The organism is Alicyclobacillus fodiniaquatilis (assembly GCF_042678105.1).
GTDB lineage: Bacteria > Bacillota > Bacilli > Alicyclobacillales > Alicyclobacillaceae > Alicyclobacillus > Alicyclobacillus fodiniaquatilis.
Genome location: NZ_JBHUCX010000013.1, coordinates 240,572 through 250,881, shown reverse-complemented (window position 1 = coordinate 250,881; position 10,310 = coordinate 240,572). Strand labels below are relative to the sequence as shown.

The following is a 10,310-nucleotide window of genomic DNA, read 5'->3' as shown; positions in this document are numbered from 1 at the left end:
TATCACGAAGCGAAGTTCGTTGTCAACCATTTAGGTTTTCGAAACTTGGAGACCAAGTGAAGAAAACGTTGATGTGACGGGATATATCGGTCGGAATCGAAAGAAAAGCGCTCGAAGCGACATCGAGTAATATATCACCCTTGTACCTAGATGTCAACGACAAATCTCGTCATTATTTTTGATTTTGATCATAGACTGCCTTGTCTCCTCCCTGGATGCTTAGACTGCTCTCGCCAGCTCACAACGCTACATCTAGAAACGACGTATCACGTACTACACGTGATCTTCATCTTCGCCATTTCGGATATCCACCCGGGCACATGACCAATGAAGAAAACGGGTGTAAATAAGTCGTTTGGAATCCTAAACAAGGACTGCAAGGCATCAACGGTGGCTTGAGCACCAGCGTGATCGAAACCCATTGCCGAATCTCCCTGACGCCAAAGCCCCACTGTACACTCTGCGATGTCCTCTGACTCACGCATGAGCGTAATTTCCGCCAGGGCACACTCAAACTTTTTCTCATCCCACAAACTTGCAAATTCCATGAGCGCGACGATCAGTGCAGCGTGTATATCCCGCTGGCCACCTGACGCGATGCATGCGGCTGACGTCACTTTGTCTAAAGCGTGATCGGCACAATGCATAAAAGCCTTGTCGATCATCTTAGCCATGTGCTCAGTAGGTGCCTCGCCGTGCAACATAAATAGAAGATTGGCCGTATAGGACAACAAAGGGCTTGGCTGAATCGGTTGCTTGCCTTGGCGAATGGCGTGATGTGCGGCAACAATGACGGAAAGTTGCGCAACCACCTGGACTGCCTTTTGCTTGACAGCTGACAGGTCGTTTTCATGCATATAAAAAGCCGGTAAAGCAGAAATTGCGGTACGCATTGCTAGAATGGGAGGCGCGTGGCGCAAGAGATAGAGCATCTCATACACCTGTGCAGGAACAAGCCCCTCGGCGTAAAGCATGGCTCTAAATTCATAGAGTTCCTTTCCAGTCGCCGGAGATCCGTAAATACGGAAAAAAGCCAACTCTTCAAATGTGGCGTATTCGACTGTCTCATGAACCGGATATGCTTTCGAAGACAATCCATCTGACTGAACACCAACGAGACCAACACCTGTATTGCCAGAACAAGCCCTTTCTGCCTCATGATAGACCAATGACTGGTGAGGCTTCTTTGTCATGCGCTGTCCTGTTTTGGGCATGTGCAATTGATCCCCTTCTGTTATAAATAGAGATAAACGAAGCCCGTAAATCCCTACGACAGGGAGATGACGAGCTTGTCCGGTCATATGATATGGAATGATTTCAATGCGTAACAGTGACGACGACGGTCGGACTTGCCACATCAGGTGTAGGATCATTCATTGCCGCATATACGCTGGAAGGTGCAATCAGCACCAGCAAAATACTTACAACAGTTGAACACAATGCGCGTTTCCCCATGATATAAACACCCCTGATATGTACGAATGGTCTGTGTTAGGCATGAGTTTACATCGCAAATTCGTGTGTAAATCCGATAGAATAAGTAAAAGATATTTACCGGGGTAAATGGTGAGTGTTCAAATTGATTTGGCTATGCAATTGTGCTTTCTGGCGCGTGTGTCAATGCATGCTCCGGAACGTTTCTCCAACCCGCGCATAAGGGGGGACATCATGATGATTGGTGACAAAATACGTGAATTAAGATTGCAATTGGGGCTTTCACAGCGACAATTGGCCGCTCCCGAGATGACGCGGGCGTACATCAGCATGATCGAAAATGGCCGTGTGATTCCTTCAGAAAAAAGCCTCCGCATCATTGCAATGAAACTCGGCAAACCACTGAGCTATTTTTACGCCCATGACGCTCAAGGAGACAAAGAGATATATGCAGCTCTTTTGACTGGGGCGAACCAAAAAGTAAAGGACAAAGAGCCCGATGTTGCGCTGCATTTGCTGCGAAAAATACTGTCCGACTGCAATGACGACAGACTAAAGTTGGAAGCTTATCACTTATCCATCTCCGTCAAACGCTCCCTCAGGCAATTGGAGAGCGCTTTTGCAGATTGTCAACTAGCGCTGCAATTGGCGCAAAAGGTTCAGGATAGAGAAAAATCCGTCCTGCTCTATCTCCAAATGGGCGCTATCGCCTTTGCAATGGAAGACTTTTTGACCGCCCGAGAATCTTATCAAAACGTCATTACGCTCACACATGCGTTAAAGAGTATGGAGGAGGAACGTGTCAAGGGGCTGACCTTTCTCGCGACCAGTTCATTGCGGCTGGGACAGCCAAAAGCGGCCATTGACGCCTATGAAGCTGCACTCAAAGAACCCTTTGTGCAAGGAAATCCTGAGCAGTATGGCATGATCGCCATGGGACTTGGAAAGGCGTTGTTTGAAGATGGACAGATGGATAAGAGCTATCAACGGACGAAAGAAGCTGCTGCGAGGTTCAAATCTGTCCATAGTGACAACTATGCGCAGGCGCTGCACAACTTGGCTGTGCTAGAGATGTCCACAGGCCACTTGCTCACAAGCTATGAGCTCTATGAGCAATGCATGAAAGAGTATCAACGATTGAATCGCGTCGATAAACAAGCATCCCTCATGGAGGATTTGGCCACCTATTGGATCAAACGCGGCGAGTTGGACAAGGCGCAAAAACTGTGCTGGGAAGGCATTCAATTGCTGGAGCAAAAAGACGATGGGCTGATTCGTGGGCGTTTTTACAGAGCGCTCGGTCATATCTACCAAGAACAACGCAATTATACACAGTCGTTCTATTCATACCGCATGAGCTATGATTTGTTGCATCGGATCAAAGCCCATCAAGAAGCAGAAGTAAGTTTGCAGGCCCTCAACCAGTTGAAACAAATGCAGGAATTTGGCACCGACGAACAAGGCTGCTGACCACACCGAGGCGAATGTATGTCATTTCGAAAAAAGCCCAACCACCACACTCGCCATCTCAAGCAGCCTGTCTCCCTACATCCCACTCCAGGCTCTAAAATCAATATCCTCTTGTTCGATCCACCCGTCCATACAGCGCATCACTTTGCCGATACAGTCGGAGATTGTCCAAGAAAAATCGGCTGACGTCCGCCGCCATGCTCGGCCCAGAAATGTGCGGTGTCACATATACATTTGGCAGCGCCCAGAGTGGGCTATTGGCCGGAAGCGGTTCGTGCTCGAACACGTCCAACACAGCTGCGCCAAGCCGCCCCGCCATCAAGGCGTCAGTCAAATCCGCCTCAGCGACAATCTGCCCCCGCCCGACGTTGATGAAGACAGTACCCGCTTTCATCTGCTCAAACACCTGGCGGCCGACGATGTGATATGTCTGGCTCGTTGCCGGCAAAGTGATGACAACATAATCCAAGTTCTGGACAAACTGCGTCCACTCCGCAGATGTAAAATGGCGATCCACCGCGTGCGCTTGTTGCCCACTTAAACTCAGGCCATGCACCACCATATCGAATGCACGCGCTTTGCGCACAATTTCCAACCCGATGGATCCCAGTCCCGCGACGCCAATCTTCTTTCCGGCCAGTTCTGTAGGTATCAATGGCGACCACATCTGCTTTTGCTGTGACGCGCGCATAGGCTCAATACACTTGGCAAGATACAAAATGTAGGCGAACACATACTCGGCAATCGGTCTCCCAAACTGCCCAACCACACGCGTGATGATGATATGCGATGGCACGGTGTGATCAGCCATCAAATCATCCACACCTGCGCCCATCACTTGCATCCAACGCACAGAAGCCGCCTCTGGCCTTGATAGTAGATGAGTCGGAAACTTCCAGCCAAAAATGATCTCCGTATCCGGCAGTTCCATCAATGCTTGTGCTGGCGTTGAAGCCACCGCGATGACAATGTCATCCAGATGCTGCAAAGCCTCTGCAAATTGTGCGGCTTCCCGTTCCTGATAGACCAAAATTTTGAGTAGACGATTCATGTTTCTTGCTCCTCAAGACCTTTGATTTGAAAATTTAAAGCATAGATTTTGGTAGTGATATCCATCTAAAAAAGGACGCAGACATTCGCCGCGCCCTCGCCCCCACTTCCCCCATTCGCTACTTAAAATGGTTTCGTGACAAGCGACTTCAACTTTGCTTCGATACTTGCGCGCTGCGGTTCCAAGAATGGTGGAAGCGCAAGCGTTTCTCCCAAGTGTTCAAAATCCTCATCTGTCGTGAACCCAGGCCCATCTGTCGCTAGTTCAAACAGAATGCCGTTGCGTTCGCGAAAATAGATAGATTTGAAATAATAGCGATCCACATATCCTGAAGTACGGAATCCCGCCGTCTGTATGCGGTCCAGCCAAGCCAGATACTCCTCGTCATTCGGCACACGAAACGCGACATGGTGCACACCGCCACTGCCCAACCGCTCAAACGGCAAGTCAGCGCGTTCTTCCAGGTGCACCTCCGCGCCCGCTCCACCAGCACCCGTGGCAAACACGAGAATATCCGGCTGACCGGGGGCATTGGACGCATACTGCCCATTTTCCCGAAATCCCATCACATCCGTCAAGGTTCGCGCCGTGCGTTCAGCATCACGCACCGTCAATGTCACAGGCCCCAATCCGTGAATGGCATTCTGCTTTGAAACGGGACTTTTTTCCCACGGTGTGCCCCCAGGAACCCCTGTTTCATCGCCATCAGCGACCAGAATCAAGCCAAGGCCCTCAAAATCGCGAAATGCCAACGTATCCCGGCCCGCACGCGACAAAATGCCTTCATGCGCGATATTGAACTCATTTAACCGGTCCTGCCACTGATTGAGCGCCTCGCGGTTTGGCACACGCAAGGAGACAGACGAAATGCTGCTGACACCAGACGTAGTCCGAGTCGCATGCGGAATGTCAAAGAACGTCAACTCAGTTCCAGGATTACCGCGCTCGTCGCCGTAAAACAAGTGATAAGATGACGTGTCATCCTGATTGACTGTTTTTTTGATCAACCGCAGGCCCATATTTTGGGTATAGAACTCGAAATTTTTGGCTGCCTGACCCGTGATGACTGAAACGTGATGAATGCCTTTCAGTTCCATCGCTGCTTCCCCCTTGTAGGCCCGCAATTGCAAAAACTGCATATTGCGGAATGTTGTCTATTCCGGTGAAATTCGCCAGAACGTTCATGTCATCGAACAACGATAGTATAGCACCAATCAGCATAAACTTACAATAATATATAAACTTTTAATATGTAACAAAGATTAACCACAGCACCCATACTGTCGAATAATCGCCATCGTTCAATCCCCTTCACCAGTCCAAGGCTTCATAATCGACTTTTACACTCGACTCACAGGGAATCGGCACGGAATCTGCTAATGATGATTTCCCTAACTGCAGTTCCTTTGACATCACAATCGAAGGATAGCGCACTTCGGGCGGTTCAACTGTGCCAATCGGTTCCCAACCTCTGGATTCATAATATTTCTCGGCTGTATGCGTAAACAGATGTAAAGTACGATGCCCCATAGATAAAGCGATAGACTCCATCTCTTGCATGAGTCGATGTGCGATCCCCTGCCCTCGATATTGTTCAAGAACGAACAGGCCTGCCACCCATGGTGTAAGTTGTCGATAAGACGTCAATTGAAATTCGAGGAGACTGACACTGCCGACAGGAATGGTATCCTCTATCGCAACAAGCGCGATCGGAAGCGTGTCGCGATTCGTTCTCTCCGAAAATCGCTCAACAGACGACCTGAAATCCCGCTCATTCGACGTGCGCATCTCTAACTGATGCATAAACGCAAGCACGTGAACCCACGCTTTGTGATCAGCCAGATATTCAATTTTCACACCGCATCGTCCCCTGTCTTTCGCTCACAGCGCACGCCTGCATCATTCAGGTCAAATCCGTGAACTGGCGCGGTTTCCAATTGACCACGGCAAAGGCGCTCCATCTCTTCCACACGTATCAAATACAATCCGCTTACTTCTTCAAGCGCTGGACGATAATCTGTCAGCGCATCCTCATCCCGAACCCAGACGAACACATTGCAGAATTCATTGTCCTGCACATCCTGCCAAATGTTTGCACTCTGAAAAACGCCTACTTTGTGCAGACGCGCAAACTCCATGGCAATGCCGAGTTCTTCCCAAATCTCCCGAACGCCATCCGCCGGGCTTTCCTTTGTCGCCAAATGCCCCGCACAGCTAATGTCCAACTTGTTGGGGTACGTGTCCTTTGTCCGATGTCGCCGCTGCAACAACAGGAAATCTCCCGCTTGCGACCGATGCAGGACCCAACAGTGGAAAGTCTGATGCCAGTGCCCAACCCGGTGCACTTCTTGGCGGGATGCCGTACCCAATAGGCGCATCTCTTCGTCAAAAACATCAAATATCTCGTCCATAAAATGCTCCGCCTCTCAAATCCCTCTCGCCGATGCGTTCATCCAGCCAAACCGCTCTTACAATAAGCTGGACTGCACCATTTATGTACAACTGCCGCTCATTTTCCTAAAGCGAAAAATGATGGCAGGCGGCATTTCATACCAATCAAACTGACCATTATCCTCGTCTTTGGAGAAACTCGGCTCTGCTGTGCCGTCGAGCACGAAACCGAAGCTAAACAACAAGTTCAAATAGTACGACAACGGCCTGTGAAACATGAGATGGGGAAGCGGTTGATTTCGAATACCGATGGCACTGTAACATTCTGCAGTCAGATACCTTGAAATTTGAATACTGTCCCTGACCCTCATCTCGCCGTTCACTTCCTCAACTTCGTGCACTTTTCTCATGTGGGGTGTTTGAAAGCAAGGATGCGTGATGGAAAAAACAAAAACGCCATTTGGCTGCAGCAAAGTATGCAGCGCCCTTATCAGCGGTGTGATGTCCGCAATATCCATCAGTGCCATGTTGGCCACCGCGCTGTCGAACCGCTGACGCCCAAGCGCCAGCAGGGCTTCATCATCGGTCGCATCCACCACGCGATAATCGATGTGATCAATCCCATCTTTTGACCGCAATCTTGCCCGTTCAACCATCTTGGCACTGTAGTCAAAAGCAATGACTTCTGCGCCAAGCTCAGCCAGTCTTCTGGAGAAATTACCGTTGCCACAGGCGATATCCAAAACAGTTTGTCCCTTTTGCACATTGAGCAATTTTTCCGTGCTTGGGCGAATCAATTCGCGATGAAATCGATTGCTCGCCTCCCCCATATAATCGTCCCAGTGTTCGGCGTTTGCCTCCCATCTTGCTTGTGAATCCTGTACGCTATCTCGCCACTCGCTCAACGCCCGGTCACCCCTTCATCCAACTGGTGTCGATCACGATTTCAATCCACTTCCCCGCCTCAAAATGAAAGAGGGCCTGCCCAACGGCAAAAGCCCTCTTCTGTGACGCAAACGGGTTTATTCGCCCGCCATCTCTCGCTTCAGACGCTCCAGATCATCCGAGACAGCCGAATCGCGCTTGAGTTCATCCAACTCGCGCGCGGTCTTGTCGCGAGTATCGAGCGGATCGTCCAATATTCCTTCATTGGCCAACGATTCCATCGCTGAAGCCCGCGCGAGCATCTGATCCGTTTTGTCCTGCGCCCTTTGTATCGTTCCGCCGACATCGCCCACCTGTTTGCTGATGCCCGACAGCGACTCACCGATCCTCACTTCGGCTTGCGCCGCGCTGTAGCTTGCCTTCGTGACTTCCTTTTGCACCTTGAACGCCTCAAGGCGATCCTGATATTTTCGCTCCGCAGCCTTCAATCGCTCAACTTGTTCGCTGATGCGCGCCAGCGCCTCCTGCTGGGAAGCGACACGCGCCAACGCGTTCTGCTTGCGATTCAATGCGGCTTGCGCCAAATCTTCACGGTTCATCTTGAGCGCTGTACGGGCGTCCTCTTCATGCGACAAAGCTTCCTTGTTCGCCGCATTGATTTGATTTTCCAACGCTTTTTGCTCAGTGACGACATCTGCCAAATGTCGTTTGACCTCCTGCATCGACGTGAGCATCTTCTCATAGCTCAAATCCAGCGCAGCATTCGGATCCTCTACCGAATCCAGTAACTTGTTGATCTTCGATTCCGCAATATTTGCGGCGCGCCGAAAGATATTCATGTGTATGATCCCCTCACTTTAGTCATTCAGAGAAAGAATGAGACTCGGCGACGCTATGACATGATCCGCCCGAATCGGCGTAACTGCAGTGCCGATTGCAAAAAACTCGATGACGTGTGATCCCCAACCGTGGGATTTCTCGGACAATTGGACGCCGACCACGCCTTCCGCTTTGGCATCGTGGGCCTCTTTCTGCATCCGTTCCATCGCCAATTCGCGCGCATCGTACATCGCTTGCGTAAAGTTTGGCAACTCCACATTCCGACCGATATTGCCAAACGCCTTGAACATGCTCTGGTGCGCGACGTGATAGACACAACTGCCCATCACCATGGACAGCGGCCGATAGCCCGCTTTCAACAATGTCCAAAAATCCTGCCCGGACAAATCAGAAGTGAATGGACGATTCTCATGGGTGCGGAATTTCGCCCCCTGATCCCGCGCGACGACCGCGGTGCCGATGGCCATAAATTCGGCGACATCCGACCCCCACTCGTAGCGATTCACTTCCAGGCGAACCCCGACAATGCCATCCGCGCCGAGCGCGTGCGCCTCTGTTTCCATACGCTCCATGGCAAGTTCGCGCGACTCATACATGGCCTGCGTCAGCACCGTCAATTCCATGCTTTGGTTGTACCCGCCGCGCTGCAAGCCAATATGATAGACCGAACTGCCCACGACCAAACCGACTGGCTCAAACCCGGCATCCCGCACCAAGAGATATTCGTTCACAGACAAATCAGAGGTAAAGACGCCCTCGTGGCTTCCTGCGCTCCGCAGTCCTTTCAGCCGTTCCAACGCGTGCTGGGATAACCCTTCCAACTGTTCAGACACAACAAATCTCCTTTCGGCGCCTTTGTGGCACTATTCTCCCAATGGCTCAAATGCCAAGTCTGCAACTTTGTCATTCATCGACAAGACCGGCCTGATGTCAAGAGGTAAAGGCCGTTTTTGCGCCGATACGACCGTGCCCAGGGAGACCACTTCCAGGATGTGATCCGTCCGTTCATCATTTTCTCCCCGCTCCACTTCTACCTCGTAGACTTTCATCCGGGTATCGTGTGCGAGAATGCCGTTGCCTTTCAGCGAGCGCGCATCGCGAATCATGTCTGCCATCGCGTTGTGGCGCGCATCGTAGACGGCTTGAGTGAACGAAGGCATCTCCTGGTTGAACCAACTGTATTCGCGCCGTTTATCCTGCCAAGACGTGTATTGGTAATAGACAGAAACCCCGAGCGCCAAGCCAACGGGAACCGAATCGTGCATCAACAGTTTCGTCAGTTCCTGTCCCTCCACGGTGCACAGCAGCGGCCGCCCATGCGTCTCCAGACCATCGATGGCCACCGCCGTGCCAAAGGCGGTGAACTCCGTGTCGTGGCCAAAGTATCCCGGCGTTCGCGTATCCACCCGCACGCCAATGACCGCATTCGCGCCGAGTTCCTCGGCCTCCATCGCCATCCGCTCTAAAGCTTTGGTGCGCCCATCGCGAATGGCACGCGCAATCACCGTGAACTCGCCTGCCGACCAACTGCCACGCAAATCCGCTTTCGAGTATCCGATGTGGTAAAAACAACTGCCCATCACCATGCCGAGCGGGCGGAACCTGTATTTCGCAGTCAGCAACCACTCCGCCACCGACAAATTACTTGTCCATGGCAGTTGCCCTTGGCGCTGTTCGGCGATTCGCTCGCGAATATAGGGCGGCAGCCGCCCATCCTCAAGCGCCTCCATGGTTGCTTGCGCCTGCTCCTGTTCAGCCAATCTACGTTCCTTATCCACAGACTGGGATTGGCCTCGACCAAACCAACGCACAGCCATTCACCTCCTTACACATGCATATTTGTTAAGAGAATAAGAATCGTTGTAACGCCTCTCTCGTTTCTTCGTGTTGTTGCGCATAAGTCTCTAAAGCTGCGGACAACTCGGCAAGCCACTGCGCAAACTCAAGCGGCACAGTTTTCAACACAATGCCGCGGCCCATTTTTGCTTTTGCGGTTCGTATGCCTTCCCGCTTGTCATGTGTCAATTGAAACTGTTCGTCGTCAAAGTTGACCATTATCCGCCGAACTGGTGTCTCCTTCGAAAAAAACGAGCGATGGCGCTCCACGATGGCCTTGCTAGGCAACGCCTGTTCCAAGCGAACAGCCAGTGCTTCGGCAAGCGCCTTTTCATCTGTGGCGCCTCGGCGCCACTCTGCGGCAGACAAGTCAAATGAAAATCCATCGACGGACAACGCCCCT

General features: G+C 51.4%; 12 protein-coding genes. 1 reads left to right on the top strand and 11 read right to left on the bottom strand.

The features are described 5' to 3' along the window. Positions 1 to 266 precede the first annotated feature (266 nt). Positions 267 to 1,214, bottom strand: a complete 948-nt coding sequence (locus ACFSB2_RS04275) for a citrate/2-methylcitrate synthase (protein WP_377941520.1) — start codon at positions 1,212 to 1,214, stop codon at positions 267 to 269. A 103-nt stretch (positions 1,215 to 1,317) separates the two neighbouring features. After that, entirely contained in the window at positions 1,318 to 1,455 is a 138-nt protein-coding gene (locus ACFSB2_RS04270) for a hypothetical protein (protein ID WP_377941519.1), read from the bottom strand. 213 nt (positions 1,456 to 1,668) lie between these two features. Between ACFSB2_RS04270 and ACFSB2_RS04265 the strand changes: the two genes are divergently transcribed. Then, on the top strand, positions 1,669 to 2,904 hold the full coding sequence (locus ACFSB2_RS04265; RefSeq protein ID WP_377941517.1) for a helix-turn-helix domain-containing protein: 1,236 nt from the start codon (positions 1,669 to 1,671) through the stop codon (positions 2,902 to 2,904). Positions 2,905 to 3,004: 100 nt separating this feature from the next. Here the strand turns inward: ACFSB2_RS04265 and ACFSB2_RS04260 are convergent, their stop codons facing one another. From ACFSB2_RS04260 to ACFSB2_RS04220, 9 genes are all read right to left on the bottom strand, one after another. Further along, complete coding sequence (locus ACFSB2_RS04260; RefSeq protein WP_377941516.1) at positions 3,005 to 3,955, bottom strand: D-2-hydroxyacid dehydrogenase; 951 nt, start codon at positions 3,953 to 3,955, stop codon at positions 3,005 to 3,007. Between the two features lie 122 nt (positions 3,956 to 4,077). After that, a complete protein-coding gene (locus tag ACFSB2_RS04255) occupies positions 4,078 to 5,052 on the bottom strand; it encodes a ring-cleaving dioxygenase (protein WP_377941515.1) in 975 nt (324 codons plus the stop codon). Positions 5,053 to 5,266: 214 nt separating this feature from the next. Then, positions 5,267 to 5,812: a GNAT family N-acetyltransferase gene (locus tag ACFSB2_RS04250; protein ID WP_377941514.1), complete on the bottom strand. Its 546-nt coding sequence runs from the start codon at positions 5,810 to 5,812 to the stop codon at positions 5,267 to 5,269. Next, the gene (locus ACFSB2_RS04245) at positions 5,809 to 6,366 is read right to left on the bottom strand and encodes an NUDIX hydrolase (RefSeq protein ID WP_377941513.1); all 558 of its coding nucleotides are present in this window, start codon (positions 6,364 to 6,366) and stop codon (positions 5,809 to 5,811) included. Before ACFSB2_RS04245 ends, ACFSB2_RS04250 begins: the two co-directional genes overlap by 4 nt. An 81-nt stretch (positions 6,367 to 6,447) precedes the next feature. Then, positions 6,448 to 7,251, bottom strand: a complete 804-nt coding sequence (locus tag ACFSB2_RS04240) for a class I SAM-dependent methyltransferase (protein ID WP_377941511.1) — start codon at positions 7,249 to 7,251, stop codon at positions 6,448 to 6,450. Between the two features lie 117 nt (positions 7,252 to 7,368). After that, positions 7,369 to 8,070 (bottom strand): PspA/IM30 family protein, encoded by a 702-nt coding sequence (locus tag ACFSB2_RS04235; RefSeq protein ID WP_377941509.1) that lies wholly within the window; start codon positions 8,068 to 8,070, stop codon positions 7,369 to 7,371. A gap of 18 nt (positions 8,071 to 8,088) precedes the next feature. Next, entirely contained in the window at positions 8,089 to 8,904 is an 816-nt protein-coding gene (locus tag ACFSB2_RS04230; RefSeq protein ID WP_377941508.1) for a heavy metal-binding domain-containing protein, read from the bottom strand. A gap of 30 nt (positions 8,905 to 8,934) precedes the next feature. Further along, complete coding sequence (locus tag ACFSB2_RS04225) at positions 8,935 to 9,882, bottom strand: heavy metal-binding domain-containing protein (protein ID WP_377941507.1); 948 nt, start codon at positions 9,880 to 9,882, stop codon at positions 8,935 to 8,937. Positions 9,883 to 9,913: 31 nt separating this feature from the next. After that, complete coding sequence (locus ACFSB2_RS04220; protein ID WP_377941505.1) at positions 9,914 to 10,303, bottom strand: hypothetical protein; 390 nt, start codon at positions 10,301 to 10,303, stop codon at positions 9,914 to 9,916. Positions 10,304 to 10,310 lie beyond the last annotated feature (7 nt).

Bases quoted from the DNA above. Each gene is read 5' to 3' on its own strand.
- ACFSB2_RS04255 (WP_377941515.1), bottom strand. From the start codon at position 5,052: ATGGAACTGAAAGGCATTCATCACGTTTCAGTCATCACGGGTCAGGCA.
- ACFSB2_RS04245 (WP_377941513.1), bottom strand. From the start codon at position 6,366: ATGGACGAGATATTTGATGTTTTTGACGAAGAGATGCGCCTATTGGGT.
- ACFSB2_RS04270 (WP_377941519.1), bottom strand. From the start codon at position 1,455: ATGGGGAAACGCGCATTGTGTTCAACTGTTGTAAGTATTTTGCTGGTG.
- ACFSB2_RS04235 (WP_377941509.1), bottom strand. From the start codon at position 8,070: ATGAATATCTTTCGGCGCGCCGCAAATATTGCGGAATCGAAGATCAAC.
- ACFSB2_RS04275 (WP_377941520.1), bottom strand. From the start codon at position 1,214: ATGCCCAAAACAGGACAGCGCATGACAAAGAAGCCTCACCAGTCATTG.
- ACFSB2_RS04265 (WP_377941517.1), top strand. From the start codon at position 1,669: ATGATGATTGGTGACAAAATACGTGAATTAAGATTGCAATTGGGGCTT.
- ACFSB2_RS04260 (WP_377941516.1), bottom strand. From the start codon at position 3,955: ATGAATCGTCTACTCAAAATTTTGGTCTATCAGGAACGGGAAGCCGCA.